The following is a 19,155-nucleotide window of genomic DNA, read 5'->3' as shown; positions in this document are numbered from 1 at the left end:
TGATCAGTAGCGACCGCCGCCGTGGCCGCCATTGCCGTAGCCGACGTCCGAACGCTTGCCGGCGTAACCCTGCGGGCTGTAGCCACTGGAGCTGCGGCCTTCTTCACGGGGACGGGCCAGGTTCACGACGATCGAGCGTCCGTCCACGGACATGCCGTGCAGGCCGGTGATGGCGGCCTGGGCGACTTCGGCAGAAGCCATTTCCACAAAGCCGAAGCCCTTGGAGCGGCCGGTTTCGCGGTCCATCATGACCTTGGCGGAGGCCACGTTGCCGAACTCGGCAAAGTTGCTTTCCAGGCTGGAGTCGGTCACGGAGTAGGGCAGATTGCCCACGTAGATTTTGGTGGTCATAGGAAAACCTCTTCGATTGGATGTGCGCAAAAGGGCGCACCGTTGGCATGCATGCGGCGGACTGTGCAATCCGCGGCGGTGAATGGGTGGGAGGGCGGCAGGCGGGCCGTCAGCACGCAGGCGGATGCTGCATGCAGGTCTGGAGCCAGCCCTGGGTGACGGCAAACAGCCGTGCTGCTTCGCGGGAGGCGAACGCCTTGTCGAAACGGAATACGCGGCAGTAGCTGCCGTTGCCTTGGGAGCGATGGACCGCGAAGGAGGCGCGGAAGCGGCCGCAGTCGGTCGGGTGTGTCGAGGGCGAGACGACGTACTTGCCCATGGGAATGCCGGTGTTTGAAATGTGGTTCAGTCAGGTTCGCAGGCTTGAACAGGCCTGCGTGAGCATCTGGGAACTCGGTTGGCTGCAGCTCTACAGACCAACTGTGCGACAAAGGTCGCAAGAGACATCCTGCGGGGAGCGGCGGACAGCCGTTGTGCAGGGAAGGGAAGTGGGCGGCTTAAGCGCTTGGCCTCAACAACGGAGCTGACTATAACTTGTTGTGTATTTAAGCGCAACTTAATATTCTTTTTAATTGTAAAACAGTGCGTGGGCGCCAATTTTGTTATGTTATAACGTAACTGTTTTGATGCAGGGCAAGGTCGCTGCCCGCCCTTTTTGACCAGGAAACCACCATGTCCCACTCCCTGACCACCAAGCAACAACGCGTGCTCGACACGCTGCGCCAGGCCGGCGTGCCGCTGACGGCCTATGCGCTGCTCGACCAGTTGCGGGACCACGGTTTGACGGCCCCTACCCAGGTCTACCGCGCGCTGGACAAGCTGGCCGAGCAGGGCGTGGTCCATCGCCTGGAGTCGCTGAATGCCTATGTCTGCTGCTCGCATCCGGACGAGGGCAGCCATGATTTCTCGGCCTTTGCGATCTGCGACAGCTGCGGCCAGGTCGATGAGTTCGTGGACGACGCGCTCAACCGCTGCCTGGGCAGCTGGGCGCATGGCCATGCGTTTGCGCTGGCCCATTCGAACATCGAGCTGCATGGCAAGTGCTCCGCCTGCACCGCGCTCCCCGCCTGAGACCCCTCCCTGCGCATGCGGCCGCAGTGCCCGCCGCGCGATCCCTGTCCCTGTTCGAGAGATTCCATGATGCATACCGTAGCGCCGGTTCAGCCGCCGCATGCCCGATTGCCTGTGACCGTGCTGTCGGGTTTTCTGGGCGCGGGCAAGACCACCTTGCTCAACCACATCCTGCACAACCGCGAAGGGCGGCGCGTGGCCGTCATCGTCAATGACATGTCCGAGGTCAACATCGACGCGGCCCTGGTGCGCGATGGCGGGGCCGACCTGTCGCGCACCGACGAAAAGCTGGTGGAGATGAGCAATGGCTGCATCTGCTGCACGCTGCGCGAGGACCTGCTGCTGGAGGTGGCGCGGCTGGCGGGCGAGGGCCGCTTCGACCAGCTGGTCATCGAGTCCACGGGCATCTCCGAGCCGCTGCCGGTGGCCGAGACCTTCACCTTCGCGGGCGAGGACGGACGCAGCCTGGGCGATGTGGCGCGGCTGGACACCATGGTGACCGTGGTCGATGCCTTCAACTTCCTGCACGACTATGGCTCGCGCGACAGCCTGCGCTCGCGCGGTGAATCGCTGGGCGAGGAGGACCGCCGCACCGTGGTCGATCTGCTGATCGAGCAGGTGGAGTTCTGCGATGTGATCGTGCTCAACAAGATCGACCTGGTCACCGAGGAGGACTGCACGCGGCTGATGGCCATCCTGCGCGGGCTCAACCCGCGTGCCAGGCTGGAGATCGCCTCCTTCGGCCAGCTGCCGCTGGATCGCGTGCTCGATACCGGGCTGTTCGATTTCGAGGAGGCCTCCAGGGCGCCGGGCTGGCTGCAGCAGTTGCGTGGCACGCACCAGCCCGAGACGGAGGCCTATGGCGTTGCCAGCTTTGTCTACCGAGCCCGCCGCCCCTTTCATCCCCGGCGCTTCTTCGGCCTGGTGCAAAGCGAATGGCCCGGAGTGGTGCGCTCCAAGGGATTTTTCTGGCTGGCCAGCCATCCGGCGCTGGCCGGCTCCTGGTCGCAGGCCGGCGCCGTGGCGCGCCATGGCCCGGCCGGCCACTGGTGGGCCGCCGTGGAGGCCGAGCGCTGGCCGCGCGACCCCGAGAGCGTGGAGCGCATCCTGGACAAATGGGTCGATGGCGTGGGCGACGCGCGCCAGGAACTGGTGCTGATCGGCATGGGCATGGACGAGCAGGCGCTGCGCGCACGCCTGGACGAGTGCCTGCTGACCGATGCAGAAATGGCCCTGGGCCCGCAGGCCTGGGTGCAATGGGACAACCCGTTTCCCGACTGGAATTGAACGAATACCGCGCCGGCCTGGGTCGGCGCGGCCACTGGAGCCCCTAATGCCTGCACCTCTTCCCGATGTTTCCCTGACCGATCCCGCGCCCAGCCTCAGCCCGCTGCAATGGGTGGGCATGCAGGGCATAGACCTGCCCGTGACCGTGGCCGAGCCCGGCTACTGGCGCGAGCTGCATGCGCGTGCCGATGTGCAGGTCGATCTTCCTGCGGCCCATGTCAAAGGCATACACATGTCCCGGCTGTACCGGCAACTGGACAGCCTGGCCGAGGAGTCCGCGCTGTCTGCCCTGGCGCTGCGCCATGCGCTGCAGGCCATGATCGACAGCCACCTCGACTGCCAAAGCCGCAGCGCCCGGATGCGCCTGTCGCTGGACCTGCTGGCCCAGCGGCCCGCCCTGGTCACCCACGATCTGTCGGGCTGGAAGTCCTATCCCGTGCGCCTGGACGCCACGCTGGCGCAGGGCGTGTTCCAGCTGCGGCTGCAGGTGAGCGTGGGCTATTCCTCGACCTGCCCCTGCTCGGCGGCACTGTCGCGCCAGTTGCTGGAGCATGGCTTTTTGCAGGCCTTTGCGGGCGAGCCACTGGTGGAGCCGGACCAGGTGGCTTCCTGGCTGCGCCGGCATGGCACGCTGGCCACGGCACACAGCCAGCGCAGCGAGGCCCAGGTCAGCGTGGACCTGGCCTGTGATGCGCCCGACCTCGGCATCCTGCCCCTGATCGCCCGCGTGGAGCAGGCGCTGGGCACGCCCGTGCAGACCGCGGTCAAGCGCGCCGACGAGCAGGCCTTTGCCGCGCTCAACGGCCGCAACCTGATGTTTGTCGAGGATGCGGCGCGCCGCATACAGGCCGCGCTGGAAGGCATCTACGCCCGGCCGCGCGTGCATGTGCGCCACATGGAGAGCCTGCATCCGCACGACGCCGTGGCCTGGGCATGACCGGCGAGCCGGCACCCGTTTCTCTACAACCCAAGGAGTTTTCCATGCAAGTTCTCTCGTCCCTCAAGGAAGCCAAGCTGCGCCATCGAGACTGCCAGGTGGTGCGCCGCCGCGGCCGCATCTACGTCATCTGCAAGAGCAACCCGCGCTTCAAGGCCCGCCAGGGCGGCGCAAAGAACAGGCGCAAGGGATGATCCGCAAGAACCCGCGCGGCGACCTGCCGCGCATCCATGCCAGCGCCTTCGTGGACCCCACGGCCATCCTGTGCGGACTGGTGGTCGTTGAAGAGAACGTCTTCATCGGCCCCTATGCGGTGATCCGTGCCGACGAGATGGATGCGGACGGCCACATCGACCCCATCGTGATCGGTGCCCACTCCAACATCCAGGACGGGGTGGTGATCCACTCCAAGTCCGGCGCGCGCGTCAGCGTGGGGCAGCACACCTCGATCGCCCATCGCGCCATCGTCCACGGGCCCTGCACCGTGGGCAATGGCGTGTTCATCGGCTTCAACAGCGTGCTGTTCAACTGCGTGGTCGATGACGGCTGCGTGGTGCGCTACAACGCCGTGGTCGATGGATGCCACCTGCCGCCGGGCTTCTACGTGCCATCCACTGCGCGCATAGGCCCGGAGACCGACCTGTCCACGCTGGCCCAGGTGCCCGCCGACGCCAGCGATTTCTCCGAGGACGTGGTCCGCACCAACAACGAACTGGTGCGCGGCTACAAGGCCATCCACAATGAGTTCTGACCGGCCGGGAGGGCTGCATGTCCGATTCCGCTGACCTCAAGAACCTGGGGCTGAAGGCCACGCTGGCGCGACTGTGGGTACTGGACATCTTTCGCCACGGGGACCAGCGGCATCTGGCGGCGGAGGAGGTCTATCGCCAGCTGCATGACCAGGGCCGGGGCACCAGCCTGGCCACGGTCTACCGCGTGCTGGCGCAGCTGGAGCAGGCCGGCATGCTGCGCCAGCAGCGCTTTGCGGCGGGCAAGGCGGTCTATGAACTCGACGACGGCGAGCACCATGACCACCTGATCTGCACGCGCTGCGGCCTGGTGCAGGAGTTCCACGATGCCGTGATCGAGCAGCGCCAGAAGCTGCTGGCGCGCTCGCATGGCTTTGCCATCGTGGAGCACTCCCACATCCTCTACGGGCGCTGCATCAAGCCCGACTGCGAACGGCTGGCGGGCCGGCAGGAGGCTAGCTCTCCTTGAGGCTGCGCTGCGCACGCTCGCAGATGCGGAGCGTGGCGGGCACGGGCGATTCCTGGAGCCATTGCGCGCACAGGGCGCGCACCCAGTCGGGCCGGCTCTTGGCCGCGTCGTTGAGCCAGTTGGCCACCGAGTCCTGCACATAGGGCGAGGCATCGGCGCGCAGCCGCTGCAAAAGGGGCAGGGCGATCTCCGGCTGCTGCTTGAGCGCCGCGATATGGCTGCACCAGACGCCGCGCGGCCGCAGGGCCTCGCTGGCGAAGCGGCGCAGGCGGTCGGAGGGCCGCCTTGTCCACCGGGACAACTCGGCCACGGCCTGCGGCAGGTCGCTGGCCAGATGCGGGCGCACGCCCATCCACGACCATTCGCGCACGCCGAAATGCGAGTCATCGGCCAGCGGCTGCAGCAGCTCCAGGCGCTGGCTCAGGGTCAGGCCCGGCTGCGCACCGGCCATGAAGCAGGCCCAGCCGCGCACCGTGTCAGAGCGGTGCGTGAGGCAGCGCTGCCAGCCCGCCTGGCCCAGCGCCTGCCACAGCAGGCCGCCAATGCACTCCATGCGTTTGAGAATGCCAAGCTGGCCCAGCGCCTGCGCCGTGTCCTCCAGCTGCGGCCACGCGTCGGGAAAGACGGCCTGCAGCAGCCGGGCCTGGTCCACGGCCAGGCTTTCGGTCAGCGTGGCGGTCTCTATCTCGCCCAGGGACAGGGCCTGCAGCAGTTCGGGAGTGATATCGGCCGTGCGGTTGGCGCCCTTGCGCCGGGGGGCGGGCGCCGTCATGCGCTGGCCTCCACGCCTGCGGCGGCCTTGGCCAGCAGCTTTCCCAACTGGCCGCGTTCGGCGGGCGACAGGTTGGAAAACAGGCCGGCGATCCATTGGCTGTGCCGGGCAAACAGCTTGCGCGCCAGCTGGCGGCCCTTGGCGGTGAGCTGCACGCGCAGCGCTCGGCGGTCGGCCGGGTCGGGCAGGCGCTCGGCCAGGGCCTCGCGTTCCAGGCCGTCCAGCAGGCCGGTCACGGTGGCGCGGGTGATGCCGGCCTGCTCGGCCAGGTGGTTGGGTGCCAGGCCATCGCTGGCGGATTCCAGCAGGAACAGCAGCACGAAGCGCCCTTCGGACAGGCCATGGGGCGCCAGCAGCGCGGCGCAGTCACGGTCGATGCGCGCAGCCAGCGACAGGGTCTGGAAGCACAGCCGCATGCTGTCCACGTCGTCCAGCTTGCGGCGCTCGGCCTCGGCCAGCAGGGCCTGGTATTTCTGTTCGAGTTGCATGCGGCAAGCATACAGTATGGTGGCTAACCATGTGGCTGCGCCTCCAAGCAAGCAGATGCCTGTGCGCGATGACTGCGCCTGCGGCGCAGCCTGCGCACGCCTATGAGCACGCCCGTGGCGCTCATCAGCAGGCCGCCCAGGCTGAAGGCCAGCAGCAGCCCATCCCACAGCGGCCGGCGCTGCAGCAGCGGCAGCCAGTCCCAGCTGTGCAGCATGGCGAACAGCCAGCGCTTGAGGCGCTGGGTGCCATCCAGCCGGCCCAGCACCTGGCCCGTGTGCGGGTCGATGTGCACCCAGCTGGCCGCAGCATCGCCAAAGACCACGCGCAGCACGGGCAGAGGCTTGTCATGGCCGCCCATCATGGTGTGCTCGGCGCGCTCGTACCAGTACAGGTCGTGCGCGGTCAGCCATTCGCTGCGCAGCACGGGGGCGTCGACCAGCACGGCCGCGCGGTCCAGCAGGGCCTCGTGCGAATGGGATGCGGGCGCGGCGCTTGCGCTGTCCAGCACCAGGGGCGTACCGGCTGCGGGCTGGGCCAGCACCTCGGTGCGGCCTGCGGTGCGCAGCCAACGCAGTTCGCGCACGGGGCCGCCCGCTGCGGCAATCAGCGACTGCGGCGTGGCGTCGTCCCCGGTCAGGCGCAGTGGGCCCTGCTGCCACCGGGCCATGTGCAGTGGCGGCGTGCCCGTGTCGAACAGGCGCCAGGGGTTCATGGACATCAGGCCGCTGAAGATCCAGGCCAGCGTGGTCAGCGCAAACAGCAGGCCCGCCACATGGTGCCAGCGCATGGCGAGGCCCGGGTAGGGCGTGCGCCGGCCGCTGCGGTAGGGCTGCCTGAACCGCCAGCGCATCACCCCGACCACGGTGCCGGTGATGGCCACGGCAATGCCGACCAGCGACAGCACGTTGACGATGTCGGCCCAGGCGCCATCAAAGGCATTGCCCCGGAACATGTACAGCCAGTGCAGCCAGGCGCCCAGGTAGTTCCAGCCGCGCTCGGTGCGCGTGGCATCGCGCACCACCTCGGCCGTGCGGCCGGAGATGTAGAGCAGCGTGCCCTGGGCATCGTCCAGTTGCACGCGGTGCAGGGGGCGGTGGATGTCCAGCGCGCGCGAGTGGCTGAAGGCATCCTCATCCACCGTGCCCAGGTAGTGCAGGCCCGTGCCGTCCCCCGCGAAGGCGCGGGCGCTGGCCAGGGCCTTCGCCTCGCTGGTGGCGGGCAGCACCTGGCCGCTGGCCGCATCAATGGCCACGGGCTGGCGCCGCCCCTCGGGCGTGGCCAGGTAGCTGGCACGGCCGGCGCTGCCGGCATGCAGGCGCAGATCCTTGAGCGGGCCCTCGATGCCGGCCGCGCGCAGCGCCTCGGCGGGCGCGAGCAGGGCGGCGTTGCCATCGAGCGGGGGCAGGTGGCGCAGCCGTTCGGCCTCGGTGAGCTTGGGGTAGCCCACGTACATCATCACCATGCCCGAGACAAACCACAGCGCAAAGAACAGGCACACGGCAATGCCCAGCCAGCGGTGCAGCAGGAACAGCCAGCGTTTGAGGTGAAGGCGCATGGCGCGGCCCTCGCTCAGAACGCCACGCGCAGCGTGATATCGGCCGTGCGCGGCGCCCCCAGGTAGGCCATGGTGCTGGTCAGGCTGGCGGCGTAGACGCGGTCCGTGGCATTGCGCAGCCGTGCAACCACGGTCATGCGCGGGTCGATGCGGTAGCTCAGGCCCAGGTCCAGCAGCGTGTAGGCAGGCCAGGACAGGGTGTTGGCCGCATCGGCATAGATGCCTCCCACGCGGCGCAGCCCGGCGTTGACCTCCAGCGCCGGCGTGATGCGGTAGCTGGTCCAGAGGTTGAGCACGCTGGCGGGCGTATTCGTGGGCCGCTTGCCCGCCAGGGACACGCCGCCTTGCTGGTAGTTGTCATAGCGCGCGTCCACATGGCTCCAGTTGCCCTGGACCGACCAGCGCGGCGTGGGCGCCAGGCCCATGGACAGCTCCACCCCGCGCGAGGACTGCTGGCCCACCAGCACCGTGCGCGTGCTGTCCTGCGGGTCCTGGGTGGAGATGTTGCGGCGCGTGATGTGATAGACCGCCAGCGCCGCCGTGCCCTTGCCCTGCCAGAACGACAGCTTGCTGCCCGCCTCCACCTGGCGGCCCGTGGTCAGTCCGGTGTTGTTGATGGCGTCGGCAAACGAGGCGCCCATCAGCATGCCCGACGGCGGATCGGCCGCCGTGGAGAACTGGGCGTAGAGATTGGCCTCGGGCGTGGCATCCCAGACCAGGCCCACGCGCCCGGTCGTCGGGCTGTAGCTGCGGCTGTAGCTGGCGGGCAGCGCGGGCGTTACATCGCGGCGGTTGGTCAGGTCCACATCGATGCGTTCATGGCGCAGGGCGGTCAGCAGGTGCAGGGCCGGGGTGAGGGCCGTGCGGTTTTCCAGGTACAGCGCGGTGGTTGTGACCTTGTTGTCCCGGTCGGGCCTGAATCCGGGCGCCATACCGGGAATGTCGTAGAAGTTCTCTGTCGTGAAATCGTAGGGATTGACCGTGCTCACCGTGCCAGACAGGCTGTTCGGAAAGCGTGTCTGCCGGTTCACGCTCACATCCAGCCCAAAGGCCCATTCGCTGCGCCGGCCGGCCAGCTCGCCCAGGTAGCTGCCTTCGATGCGGTCGCCCACCATGCGCTGGTCATGGCGCTGCAGCAGCGCGGCCGAGCGCACCACCGCGCTGTTGTCGGGCGTGAAGCGGTAGGTCTCCACGTTGCGGTAGTCGCGCAGCGCGTCATAGGCGTAGAAGGTGTTGCTCAGCTTGAGCCGGTCGCTGGCCCGCCATTCGGTGATGGAGCGCAGCCACTGCACGCGCTGGGCGTACAGGCCGTCGGCGCTGTTGTAGTTCTTGCCGAGGGTGGCCTCGTCAATGCGCGCCTGGCCGCGCAGCGGGTTGAGCAGCGGCGTGCCCCAGTAGGGGCGGTCCACGCGCTCATGCTGGGCTTCGTAGGCCAGGGTGTGCGTCAGGCCGCCACCCAGGTCGGACAGCAGCGAGGCCGCCAGCTGCGTGGAGCGCGACTGCGTGCCGCCCACCCAGCTGCCGGCATCGCGGTGGTTGAGGTCCAGGCGCAGGTAATGGGTCGTGCCCTGGCTGTCGGTGGCATCGCCCAGGCGGCGGTTCAGCCCGACGGAGGCTTCCTTGAGCCCGTAGCTGCCCAGGCGCAACTGGCCTTCGGTGAAGCTGTCGCGCTGGGCCAGCTTGGTGATGTAGTTCAGCGTGCCGCCCACGCCGCCTGCGCCGTAGAGAAAGCCGGAGGCGCCGCCAATGGCCTCCACCCGGTCGTAGATCCAGCTGTCCACGGGCCGTGCCGCAATGGAGTACTGCAGGTTGATGCCGTTGAACAGCTGGCTGACCGACCCCGTGCCGAAGCCCCGGTAGCTGATGCCGATGTTGCCGGGCGGGCTGTAGGCCGTGACGCCCGGAATGGAGCGCAGGATCTCCTGCGTGTCCTGGGCGCCGCGCGCCTCAATGGCGGTGCGGTCCACGATGTGCACCGAGGCCGGTGTCTCGCGCGCTGTCAGGCCCAGGCGGCTGGCCGTGCCCACGGTCTTGTTCAGCGGCAGCAATCCGTTGGCGTCGGCCGTGGCCTGGTCGGAGACTTCGACGGCGGGCAGTGCCGCCTCGGCCAGGGCCTGCGCGTGCGCGGCAGGTGCCCATGCGGCGCCCAGCGCGCAGCACAGCGCCGTGGCCAGGGGATGGAGACGAAAGGCGTGCGTGGACGCGCGCACCGGCGCCGCCATCGCGGGGAAAGGGGAAGAATTCACGAACTGACTCCGGGTCTTGCACCGCGCATGCGGCGCAGTCCTGGGCCACAGGTGCGGCACAGGCGGGCCGGGCGCGCATCAGCAGGCCCGGCGGCGATTCAAGAGAACACGGCAGTCAGCGGGGGAGGGCCGCGCGCCGGCAGCGGCGCGCGTGTGACGGAGGCAATGTGCGCCGCCACCAGCGGCAGCAGCGCGTGGGCCAGCGGCTGCTGTTGGGGCACCGCCATCTGCGGCAGGGCCGGCGGCGGTGCACCAGCGGGCAGGCACATGGGGCAGTCAAGCTGGTGGTGGCCCATGCCCGGGGCTGCGCTGTCGCCCAGCGCCACCAGCTTGACGTCGCCGCTGGCCGTGCAGACCAGCTCGAATCCCTGGGGATGGACCAGGGGCGATGCCACGGCAACGCCCAGCGTCACGGCAAACCAGGCCAATATCAGCCGGGTGAGCCAGAACGAGGAGCGAAGCGCTTGCATGGGCCGTGATTATGGCTTGGCGGCAGGCGCGGGCGTGAACAGGCTGCCACCCAGCTTGACGCCGGCCTTCAGGCCGCGCTTGGCGAACCAGCCCTGGTTCATCTCCAGCACATAGCGCACGGGCTTGGCCGAGCAGTGCGAGTCCTCGGTCATGGGCTTCATGTCGGCCAGGTTCACGATGGTGCCGTCATCGGCCACGAAGGCGGCGGTCAGCGGCAGCAGGGTGTTGCGCATCCAGAAGCACTGCACGGCGGGCACCTCGAAGACGAAGATCATGCCCTCCTGCGCGGGCATGTCCTGGCGGAACATCAGGCCGATGGCGCGCTCGCGGTCCGAGGCGGCCACCTGGGCATCGATGCGGTGGATTCCGGCCGTCAACTCCACGCGGCGCAGATTCATCTGGGGGTTGCCCTGGGGCTGTGCGCCTGCCGATACGGCGGCGCCAGCCAGGCAGGCGGCCATGAGCAACCGCTGCAGCGCGCGGCGGGAAAGGGATGTGTGGAGGGGTGTCGAAGGCTTCGTCATCTTGCACATTCTGTCGCAGGGGGCGCGTGGCCGGACGCAAAAATCGGCCTGGCCGGGCCATCATGGCCGGGCGGGCGGCAAAAAGCCCGCAGTGCATTGCTGACTTGCGGGCTTTTTCGAGGGGATGCCGGCTGGCATCCCGCGGCATGGATCAGGCCACGGCCTTGTGTGCCTTCTTCGTGGAGCGCTTGGCGTGCTTCTTGCCGGAGTGCTTGCCGCTCTTGGCGACCTTGGCCTTCTTGGCTGTGTGGGCGGGAGCAGCTGCGGAAGCGGCCGTGGGAGCCGACATCGGCGCTTCGGGTGCTGCGGCGGCCTGTGCGAAGGCGCCTGCGGCAAACGAACCGGCGATCAGGACAGCGAGGAGTTTTTTCATATATGCCATTTCCTAGAAAAGCGGTAGAAGCCAAGTTGAATCAGACAACGGTGCGAAATTCTTGATGCACCGCACATGCTCAACGCGCTTACTGTATCGCCGTTGACAGGAGGGCGGCCCGATTGTCGTTAGAATTTTCTGCACCAAATTCGTGCCCGATCCGGGCATTCACTCTTGCCTCGTGCACCAGCCAACGGAGACCCGTCCCCATGAACCGCTTCCAGCACATCCAGGTGCCGGCCGAGGGCCAGAAGATCACTGTCAACGCCGACATGTCGTTGAACGTGCCAGACCAGCCCATCATTCCTTTCATCGAAGGCGACGGCACCGGCGTGGACATCACGCCCGTGATGATCAAGGTGGTGGATGCCGCCGTGGCCAGGGCCTATGGCGGCAAGCGCAAGATCCAGTGGATGGAGGTCTTCGCGGGCGAGAAATCCACGCGCATCTACGGCCCCGATGTCTGGCTGCCCGAGGAAACCATGCAGGCCCTGCGCGAGTACGTGGTCTCCATCAAGGGCCCGCTGACCACGCCCGTGGGCGGCGGCATCCGCTCGCTGAACGTGGCGCTGCGCCAGGAGCTGGACCTCTACGTCTGCCTGCGCCCCGTGCAGTACTTCAAGGGCGTGCCCTCGCCGCTGAAGGAGCCCGAGAAGACCAACATGGTCATCTTCCGCGAGAACTCCGAGGACATCTACGCGGGCATCGAGTACGAGGCGCGCAGCGACAACGCCAAGAAGCTCATCGACTTCCTGGTCAAGGAAATGGGCGTCAAGAAGATCCGCTTCCCCGAGACCTCGGGCATCGGCGTCAAGCCCGTGTCCATCGAGGGCACGGAGCGCCTGGTGCGCAAGGCCATCCAGTACGCCATCGACAATGACAAGCCCAGCGTGACCCTGGTCCACAAGGGCAACATCATGAAGTTCACCGAAGGGGGCTTCCGCGACTGGGGCTACGCGCTGGCCGCGCGCGAGTTCGGCGCCCAGCCCATCGACGGCGGACCCTGGCTCAAGTTCAAGAACCCGCGCACGGGCCGCGACATCGTCATCAAGGACTCCATTGCCGACGCCTTCCTGCAGCAGATCCTGCTGCGCCCGGCCGAGTACTCGGTGGTGGCCACGCTCAACCTCAACGGCGACTACATCTCGGACGCGCTGGCGGCCCAGGTCGGCGGCATCGGCATTGCGCCCGGCGCCAACATGTCCGACTCCGTGGCCTGCTTCGAGGCCACGCACGGCACGGCCCCCAAGTACGCGGGCAAGGACTATGTGAACCCGGGCTCCGAAATCCTCTCGGCCGAGATGATGCTGCGCCACATGGGCTGGCGCGAGGCGGCCGACCTGGTCATCAGCGCACTGGAAAAGGCCATCCAGAGCAAGCAGGTGACCTACGACTTCGCCCGCCTGATGGACGGCGCCACCCAGGTGTCGTGCTCCGGCTTTGGCGAGGTGATGATCTCCAAGATGGATTGACGGGCGCCCGTGCTCCATGAAAAAACCGCGCCAGGCGCGGTTTTTTCTTTGCTGGTCGTTGAGGGATCAGCTCTTGGGCAGCGCACAGCCATCGGGCCCGCAATCCTCGCCTTGGGGCGCGGTCTGCTCGCCGGCGGTGATGGCCGCCACCTGCTGCACCCACTCGCCCAGTTGCTGCGCCCAACCATCGGCATCTCCCAGCCAGGGGCCGATGTCGATGCGCTGGATGGCGCGCTGGCCCGGCTGCTCGGCCTCGGGGTGGTCGAACTCCAGCGCGAAGGTCGGGAAACCCTGGCCCTGTGCCAGTTCCAGCCATTCGCGCGACTGGGCGATATGGGCCTGGGTGGCGGCGCCCGAAAGGCGCTGGAAGGCGTCGGTGAAGGCCGCCACGTCCAGGCCCAGGTCCCGGGCCAGTTCCAGCAGCACGGCCGGATCGCTGATGCGCCGGCCTTCCACGTAGTGGGCCTGCTGCTGGCGCGCCAGCATGTCCAGGCCCCGGCCCGCCAGTTCCTCGGCGGCCAGCAGCGCCGTGGTGGGCGGTTCGGAGTCCAGCACGGCGCCCAGGTCGTTGAGCAGGCCGTCGAAGTAGGCCGTGCCGAAGGGCTGGCCCGTCATCTCGGCAATGCGCTGGTCGTGCGGCATCACGTGGCCGCGCCAGTCGGCCGTGATGGTGCGGGTGTGGGCGCCCGTGAGCATGCCGCCGCCATGCCATTGCAGCGTGACGCCGGGCACGCTGCGCGCGGCCTTGACCAGGGGCGCGGCGGCATAGCACCAGCCGCACAGCGGGTCGAAGATGTAGTGAAGGACAAAGGGCGGCTGCGCGGTCGTGGTCATGGCAGGAGCGGGCTGTGATGAAGGCGCCCACTGTAGCGGCTATTGGCTTGCCCGTGACGGGGCAGGGCCGCAGGCAGAATGGGCGACTGCCGCCGTGCAGCCACCGTGCTGCCATCGTCGATCCCGTCTGCATTGCCATGCGCCTCAAATCCACGCCGCCTCCGTCCGATCCGTCCGATCCGTCCGCTGCCTCCACCCCGGCCGCCGAGCCCAGCGTCCAGTCCGTCGCCCGGCGCGGCATGCTGGGTTTTCTGCTGTTCTGGCTGCTGGTCATGGGCGTGCTGTACTGGGCCATGCAGATGTACCTGAAGCCGGCCGACGTCAAGGTCCAGGCCGATGGCACGGTGGCCATTGCGCGTGACCGCGACGGGCATTTCCGCGTGGAAGGGGCCGTCAACGGGCAGCCCGTCATGTTCCTGGTGGACACGGGAGCCAGCATGGTCGGCGTGACCGAGCCGCTGGCCGAGCGCGCAGGCCTGGACGGCGGCGAGCCGGTTCGCTTTCGCACCGCCAATGGCGAGCGCGACGGCCGCATGGTGGTGGCCGAGCAGGTGCGCGTGGCCTCCCTGGTGGTCAGCGGCCTGCGCGTGGGCACGGGCTATACCGGCAGCACGGACAGGGATGCGCTGCTGGGCCAGAACTTCCTGCGCCAGTTCGATGTGGAAATACGCGGCGACCGCATGCTGATCCATCCGCGCGGCAGCGGGTCTTCGCCCAAGCGGTAAGTACGTAAGGCAACTAATTAAGTTAAGGGAGAGGGACATGACAAGCAACGGCTTTCGCACCGACAGGCGCAGATGGCTGCAGACGGGCGCAGCCCTGGCGGCGCTGGGCTGCACGGCCTGTGCCAGCGTGGGGCAGGGCGGTGCCTTTTCCACCGGCACCGGCCTGGCCGAGGACCTGGGCGAACGCCTGGACCAGGGCGTGCAGAGCGGAGAACTGGCGAACCTGCACGCCGTCGTCGTGATGCGCCACGGCCGGCTGGCGCTGGAGCGCTATTTCGAGGGCGAGGACGAGCGCTGGGGCGAGCCGCTGGGCAAGGTGGCCTTCAACGCCGACTCCCTGCACGATGTGCGCTCGGTCAGCAAGAGCATTGTCGGCCTGCTGTACGGCATGGCCCTGGCCGAAGGCAAGGTGCCCGCGCTGGACACGCCCCTGGTCCAGGCCTTTCCCGCCTACGGCGATCTGGCGGCCGATGAGGGCCGGCGCGCCATCCTCATCTCCCATGCCCTGGGCATGACCATGGGCCTGCAATGGGACGAGGACCTTCCGTATTCCGACCCGCGCAACAGCGAAATCGCCATGGAGCGCAGCAGCGACCGCTACCGCTACGTGCTGGAGCAGCCCATCGTCGCCCCGCCCGGCGAGCGCTGGTGCTACAGCGGCGGGGCGACGGCCCTGCTGGGCCATCTGATCGCGCAGGGCAGTGGCATGCCGCTGCTGGACTATGCGCGGCACAAGCTGTTTGCTCCGCTGGGCATCGACAAGGCCGAGTGGACGCCTGGCACCAACGGCGAGGCGGCCGCCGCCTCTGGCCTGCGCCTGCGGGCGCGGGACCTGGCCCGCATTGGTCAGCTGGTGCTGCAGCAGGGCGAATGGCAAGGCCGGGCGCTGGTACCTCGGCATTGGATTGTGCAATCCATTCAGCCGCGCGTGGACGCCTGGCCCGGCCTGCGCTACGGCCACCACTGGTACGTGGGGCAGACCCGCGCCGGCCTGGCGTACTACATGGCCATCGGCCTGGGCGGCCAGCGGCTGGTGGTCGTGCCCCAGCATTCGCTGGTGTATGCCGTCTTCATGGGCAACTACGACAGCCCCCAGCAGGTGCAGCGCGTGGCCGCCGTGCAGGGCCTGATCGCCGCTGCCTTGCGTTGACAGCCTTGCCCTGACAGCCGTGCGCGGGCACGTCGGGCGTGCGAGAATCCCGGCTTCCAAGGTCGGCCGCGTGCCCGGCTCGCGCAAGCAGGGCGCGAAGCGGGGCGGGCCGGTGCGTGTCGAGGCTCGATCCACTTTCCTGGTTCCGGTGCCGGCCCATGAGCCCCTGAGGCCATGGCGCCGGTTGTTTCTGCCTCCCGCATGATCGCCAGATCACCGTTTGCCCGTGTCCCACCGCCAGCCCATCCGCATCGCCGACCGCCACCAGTTCGACACCCTGATCGACGCCCGTTCGCCTGCCGAATTCGCGCAGGACCACATTCCCGGCGCCATCAACTGCCCCGTGCTCGACAACGAGGAGCGCGCTCGGATCGGCACCATCTACAAGCAGGTCAGCCCCTTCGAGGCCAAGCGCCTGGGCGCGGCCATGGTCTCGGCCAATCTGGCGCGCCATCTGCAGGAAACCTTCGCCGACAAGCCCGCCAACTGGAAGCCGCTGGTCTACTGCTGGCGCGGCGGCCTGCGCAGCGGCTCCATGGTCACCTGGCTGCGCCTGGTCGGCTGGGATGCCCAGCAACTGGCCAACGGCTACAAGTCCTATCGCGGCCATGTGATCGAGCTGATCGACCGCCTGGTGCCCCAACTGCGCCTGCAGGTGCTGTGCGGCGCCACCGGCAGCGCCAAGACCCGCGTGCTGCATGCCCTGGCCGAGGCCGGCGAGCAGGTGCTGGACCTGGAGGGCTATGCCAGTCACAAGGGCTCCTTGCTGGGCAACCTGCCCGGGGTGGAGCAGCCCAGCCAGAAATACTTCGAGACGCTGCTGGCCCAGCAGCTGGAGAGCTTCGATCCGTCGCGCACCGTGTACGTGGAAGGCGAGAGCGCCAAGATCGGCCGCGTGTCCCTGCCGCTGGTGCTGGTCGAGCACATGCGCCAGTCGCCCGTGATTGCGCTCGATGCCACGCCCGAGGCGCGCCTGGCCTACCTGCTGCGCGACTACGCCTACCTGGGCGACGATCCGCAGACGCTGGCCGACAAGCTGGGCTGGCTCAAGGAGCTGCAGGGCAAGGAGACCATCTCGCGCTGGCAGGCCTGGGCGCATGAGCGCAGCCTCTCGCCGCTTTTCTCCGAGCTCATGGCCCAGCACTACGACCCGCACTACGAGCGCTCGCAGGAGCGGCATTTCACGCAGTGGCGCACGCGCCGCAGGGTGCAGGCCGACGACCTCAGCGAGGCCGGCATCTCCGCGCTGGCGCACCAGATACTGGCGCTGGATAGGGCATCGGCCGCATGAAGCGGCCGCGTGGATCAGGCGTTTGAATCAGGCGTGTGAATCTGCCAGCACCGGGTACAGCGACAGCAGCAGCAGGGCGGCCATGCCCCAGTTGAAGCGGCGCAGTGCCTGCGGCGAGCGCAGCGCGCGCCCCACGGCGCTGCCGAACAGCGTCCAGACGCTGACGCTGGGATAGTTCACGATGCCCAGCACCAGGGCGGCCAGCACCAGGTTGATGAAGAAATCCTCGCGCGGCGTGTAGGTGGCAATCACGCCGATGGCCATGATCCAGGCCTTGGGGTTGACCCACTGGAACGCCGCCGCCTGCCAGAACCCGAAGGGGCGGGCGCCCGCATTGCCGCCGTCGATGCCGCCGCTGCCCGCAATCTTCCAGGCCAGCCAGACCAGGTAGGCCGCGCCCAGGTATTTGAGCGCGGTGTAGATCACCGGCAGGCGCTCGAACACCGCGCCCAGGCCCGCGCCCACCAGCAGCACCATGACCACCACGCCCAGGGTGATGCCCAGCATATGGGGCACCGTGCGGCGGTAGCCGAAGGTGGCGCCCGAGGCCGTCAACATGACATTATTGGGGCCGGGCGTGACGGAGCTGACGAAGGAGAACATGGCCAGCGGCAGCAGGAACGAGGTGTGGGCGGTATCGAAGGGCATGGTGGCAACAGGCATGACAGGGAATCCGGCGCCCTGTCTGCGCATGCCGCAGGCCGCGGCGCCGTCAGGCCATGCTAATGTCAGTGTTCGGTACAGTAGCAGTACACTTTGCCAGAACAATTTGCCAACTGGCCTGCCCACATGACCCTGACACTTGATCCGGCCGCCACCCCGAATACACCGCAGGCACCGCGCGCATCCTCCGATACGGCTTTCCAGGCCGCTGCGCCCTGGCGCCCGCTGCGGTCTTCCGACCTCTCGCTGGTGGACCAGCTGGTGGACCACTACGGCGGCCTGATCCGCCACCACGGCCTGCGCGCGGGCTCGCGCCTGCCTTCCGTGCGTGCGCTGGCGCAAGAGGCGGCCGTGAGCCGCGACACCGTGGTGCAGGCCTATGACCGGCTGGCCGCCCAGGGCCTGGTGCATTCGCGGCGCGGCTCGGGCGTCTTCGTCAGCGCCCGGCGTGCGGCCCAGGCGGCGCCCCGCGCCAGCGATGCCCTGCCTACGCTGGAGCAGGGCGCAGCCTTCGATACCGCCTTTTTGCTGCGCAGCATGTTCCGCGAGGGCATGGAGCATTCGGGTGGCGCGGGCATGCTGCCGCCGGAATGGCTGGACCAGGAGATGCTGGCTTCGGCCCTGCGCGCCGTGGGCCGCAGCACGGGGCCGAGCCTGCTGACCTACGGCGTGCCCCAGGGCTACCTGCCGCTGCGCCAGCAGATCGCCTCGGTGCTGCAGGCCCAGGACGTGCCCGCCCACCCCGAGGCCCACCTGATGACCGTGGCCGGCGTCACCCAGGGCCTGGACCTGATCGTGCGCAGCCTGGTGCGGCCCGGCGATACCGTGCTGGTGGAAGACCCGGGCTGGTTCCTCATCTTCGGCCGGCTCAACGCCCTGGGCGTGAACGTGGTCGGCGTGCCCCGCCTGCCCGGCGGCCCCGACGTGGAGGCGCTGGAGCGGCTGGCCCGCCAGCACCAGCCCCGGCTTTTCATCCTGAACACGGCCGTGCACAACCCCACGGGCCAGACCCTGTCGGCCGGCGTGGCCCACGAGGTGCTGCGCATTGCCGAGCGCCACGACTTCTACCTGGCCGAGGACGACACCTACTCCGACTTCCTGCCCGGCGTGCCCGTGCGCCTGGCCGCCATGGACCGGCTGCAGCGCGTGCTCCTGGTGGGCGGCTACTCCAAGACCCTGGCCGGCAGCCTGCGCGTGGGCTATGTGGCGGCGCACACCGACCTGATACGGCGGCTGACCGACCTCAAGCTGCTGGGCGGGCTGACCACGGCGCTGCCGGGCGAGCAGGTGGTGCACCGCGTGCTGGCCGATGGCCAGTACCGCAAGCATGTGGACCGCCTGCGCGAGCGCGTGGACCGCGCGCGCAACCGCTGCCTGCGCATGCTCGAAGCCCTGGACTGCCGCGCCCCGCACGAACCGCAGGCCGGCATGTTCGCCTGGGTGGACTGCGGCGTGGACTCGGAGGTGCTGGCCCGCCATGCCGCGCCGCAGGGCCTGCTGCTGGCACCGGGCCTGCTGTTTTCACCAAGGCAGGCCGCGGGCAGCATGCTGCGCATTCCCGTGCCCATGGTGGAGCAGCCCCAGACCTGGAAGATCCTTGGCCACCTGCTGGCGCAGCACCGGGGCGGTGGATGACTGGATGGTGCAGCAACACTGCCTGACGGGAGGTTGACGCTGCCGGCGCCAGGGTATGTAAGACAGGGCATCGGGCCTCGGCGCCCCGGTA

At 68.5% G+C, this 19,155-nt stretch carries 22 protein-coding genes; 11 read left to right on the top strand and 11 right to left on the bottom strand.

What is annotated here, in order from left to right; translation table 11 throughout:
- Nucleotides 1-3: 3 nt before the first annotated feature.
- The gene (locus A4F85_RS07695; RefSeq protein ID WP_063326221.1) at nucleotides 4-351 is read right to left on the bottom strand and encodes an RNA recognition motif domain-containing protein; all 348 of its coding nucleotides are present in this window, start codon (nucleotides 349-351) and stop codon (nucleotides 4-6) included.
- A 109-nt stretch (nucleotides 352-460) separates the two neighbouring features.
- Entirely contained in the window at nucleotides 461-670 is a 210-nt protein-coding gene (locus A4F85_RS07690) for a hypothetical protein (RefSeq protein WP_012205475.1), read from the bottom strand.
- 353 nt (nucleotides 671-1,023) lie between these two features.
- On the opposite strand from A4F85_RS07690, the gene A4F85_RS07685 reads away from it, so the two are divergent.
- From A4F85_RS07685 to fur, 6 genes are all read left to right on the top strand, one after another.
- The gene (locus tag A4F85_RS07685) at nucleotides 1,024-1,422 is read left to right on the top strand and encodes a Fur family transcriptional regulator (protein WP_063326220.1); all 399 of its coding nucleotides are present in this window, start codon (nucleotides 1,024-1,026) and stop codon (nucleotides 1,420-1,422) included.
- 66 nt (nucleotides 1,423-1,488) lie between these two features.
- Nucleotides 1,489-2,709: a zinc metallochaperone GTPase ZigA gene (zigA, locus tag A4F85_RS07680; RefSeq protein WP_063326219.1), complete on the top strand. Its 1,221-nt coding sequence runs from the start codon at nucleotides 1,489-1,491 to the stop codon at nucleotides 2,707-2,709.
- 46 nt (nucleotides 2,710-2,755) lie between these two features.
- Entirely contained in the window at nucleotides 2,756-3,646 is an 891-nt protein-coding gene (folE2, locus tag A4F85_RS07675) for a GTP cyclohydrolase FolE2 (protein ID WP_063326218.1), read from the top strand.
- Between the two features lie 44 nt (nucleotides 3,647-3,690).
- On the top strand, nucleotides 3,691-3,840 hold the full coding sequence (gene ykgO / locus A4F85_RS07670) for a type B 50S ribosomal protein L36 (protein ID WP_013802515.1): 150 nt from the start codon (nucleotides 3,691-3,693) through the stop codon (nucleotides 3,838-3,840).
- Entirely contained in the window at nucleotides 3,837-4,397 is a 561-nt protein-coding gene (locus A4F85_RS07665) for a gamma carbonic anhydrase family protein (protein ID WP_013802514.1), read from the top strand. Before ykgO ends, A4F85_RS07665 begins: the two co-directional genes overlap by 4 nt.
- A 17-nt stretch (nucleotides 4,398-4,414) precedes the next feature.
- Nucleotides 4,415-4,864: a ferric iron uptake transcriptional regulator gene (gene fur, locus A4F85_RS07660; protein ID WP_013802513.1), complete on the top strand. Its 450-nt coding sequence runs from the start codon at nucleotides 4,415-4,417 to the stop codon at nucleotides 4,862-4,864.
- Here fur and A4F85_RS07655 read toward each other — a convergent pair.
- The 7 genes from A4F85_RS07655 to A4F85_RS07625 form a co-directional block, all read right to left on the bottom strand.
- On the bottom strand, nucleotides 4,851-5,636 hold the full coding sequence (locus A4F85_RS07655) for a DNA alkylation repair protein (protein ID WP_063326217.1): 786 nt from the start codon (nucleotides 5,634-5,636) through the stop codon (nucleotides 4,851-4,853). The genes fur and A4F85_RS07655 overlap by 14 nt on opposite strands.
- Nucleotides 5,633-6,124, bottom strand: coding sequence for a MarR family winged helix-turn-helix transcriptional regulator (locus A4F85_RS07650; RefSeq protein WP_063326216.1), 492 nt, complete (start codon nucleotides 6,122-6,124; stop codon nucleotides 5,633-5,635). The genes A4F85_RS07655 and A4F85_RS07650 overlap by 4 nt, the downstream gene beginning before the upstream one ends.
- Before the next feature lie 23 nt (nucleotides 6,125-6,147).
- The gene (locus tag A4F85_RS07645; protein ID WP_063326215.1) at nucleotides 6,148-7,680 is read right to left on the bottom strand and encodes a PepSY domain-containing protein; all 1,533 of its coding nucleotides are present in this window, start codon (nucleotides 7,678-7,680) and stop codon (nucleotides 6,148-6,150) included.
- A gap of 14 nt (nucleotides 7,681-7,694) precedes the next feature.
- Complete coding sequence (locus A4F85_RS07640; protein ID WP_063326214.1) at nucleotides 7,695-9,902, bottom strand: TonB-dependent receptor; 2,208 nt, start codon at nucleotides 9,900-9,902, stop codon at nucleotides 7,695-7,697.
- 122 nt (nucleotides 9,903-10,024) lie between these two features.
- On the bottom strand, nucleotides 10,025-10,396 hold the full coding sequence (locus A4F85_RS07635) for a DUF2946 family protein (protein ID WP_063326213.1): 372 nt from the start codon (nucleotides 10,394-10,396) through the stop codon (nucleotides 10,025-10,027).
- Between the two features lie 9 nt (nucleotides 10,397-10,405).
- A complete protein-coding gene (locus A4F85_RS07630) occupies nucleotides 10,406-10,858 on the bottom strand; it encodes a DUF192 domain-containing protein (RefSeq protein WP_063326212.1) in 453 nt (150 codons plus the stop codon).
- A gap of 214 nt (nucleotides 10,859-11,072) precedes the next feature.
- The gene (locus A4F85_RS07625) at nucleotides 11,073-11,294 is read right to left on the bottom strand and encodes a hypothetical protein (RefSeq protein WP_012205488.1); all 222 of its coding nucleotides are present in this window, start codon (nucleotides 11,292-11,294) and stop codon (nucleotides 11,073-11,075) included.
- 209 nt (nucleotides 11,295-11,503) lie between these two features.
- Between A4F85_RS07625 and icd the strand changes: the two genes are divergently transcribed.
- The gene (gene icd, locus A4F85_RS07620; protein ID WP_012205489.1) at nucleotides 11,504-12,766 is read left to right on the top strand and encodes an NADP-dependent isocitrate dehydrogenase; all 1,263 of its coding nucleotides are present in this window, start codon (nucleotides 11,504-11,506) and stop codon (nucleotides 12,764-12,766) included.
- A 66-nt stretch (nucleotides 12,767-12,832) separates the two neighbouring features.
- On the opposite strand, the gene A4F85_RS07615 is transcribed toward icd, so the two are convergent.
- Nucleotides 12,833-13,600, bottom strand: coding sequence for a DsbA family protein (locus A4F85_RS07615; RefSeq protein ID WP_043821814.1), 768 nt, complete (start codon nucleotides 13,598-13,600; stop codon nucleotides 12,833-12,835).
- A 137-nt stretch (nucleotides 13,601-13,737) separates the two neighbouring features.
- On the opposite strand from A4F85_RS07615, the gene A4F85_RS07610 reads away from it, so the two are divergent.
- From A4F85_RS07610 to mnmH, 3 genes are all read left to right on the top strand, one after another.
- Nucleotides 13,738-14,325, top strand: coding sequence for a retropepsin-like aspartic protease family protein (locus A4F85_RS07610; protein ID WP_231890490.1), 588 nt, complete (start codon nucleotides 13,738-13,740; stop codon nucleotides 14,323-14,325).
- A gap of 37 nt (nucleotides 14,326-14,362) precedes the next feature.
- The gene (locus A4F85_RS07605) at nucleotides 14,363-15,475 is read left to right on the top strand and encodes a serine hydrolase domain-containing protein (RefSeq protein WP_063326210.1); all 1,113 of its coding nucleotides are present in this window, start codon (nucleotides 14,363-14,365) and stop codon (nucleotides 15,473-15,475) included.
- Nucleotides 15,476-15,701: 226 nt separating this feature from the next.
- Nucleotides 15,702-16,766, top strand: a complete 1,065-nt coding sequence (mnmH, locus tag A4F85_RS07600; protein WP_063327912.1) for a tRNA 2-selenouridine(34) synthase MnmH — start codon at nucleotides 15,702-15,704, stop codon at nucleotides 16,764-16,766.
- 27 nt (nucleotides 16,767-16,793) lie between these two features.
- Here the strand turns inward: mnmH and A4F85_RS07595 are convergent, their stop codons facing one another.
- A complete protein-coding gene (locus A4F85_RS07595) occupies nucleotides 16,794-17,429 on the bottom strand; it encodes a LysE family translocator (protein WP_043821819.1) in 636 nt (211 codons plus the stop codon).
- A 126-nt stretch (nucleotides 17,430-17,555) separates the two neighbouring features.
- Between A4F85_RS07595 and A4F85_RS07590 the strand changes: the two genes are divergently transcribed.
- Complete coding sequence (locus A4F85_RS07590) at nucleotides 17,556-19,064, top strand: aminotransferase-like domain-containing protein (protein WP_063326209.1); 1,509 nt, start codon at nucleotides 17,556-17,558, stop codon at nucleotides 19,062-19,064.
- Nucleotides 19,065-19,155 lie beyond the last annotated feature (91 nt).

The organism is Delftia sp. GW456-R20 (genome assembly GCF_001622915.1).
Classification (GTDB): domain Bacteria; phylum Pseudomonadota; class Gammaproteobacteria; order Burkholderiales; family Burkholderiaceae_C; genus Comamonas; species Comamonas acidovorans.
This window is presented reverse-complemented; position numbering and strand designations above follow the sequence as displayed.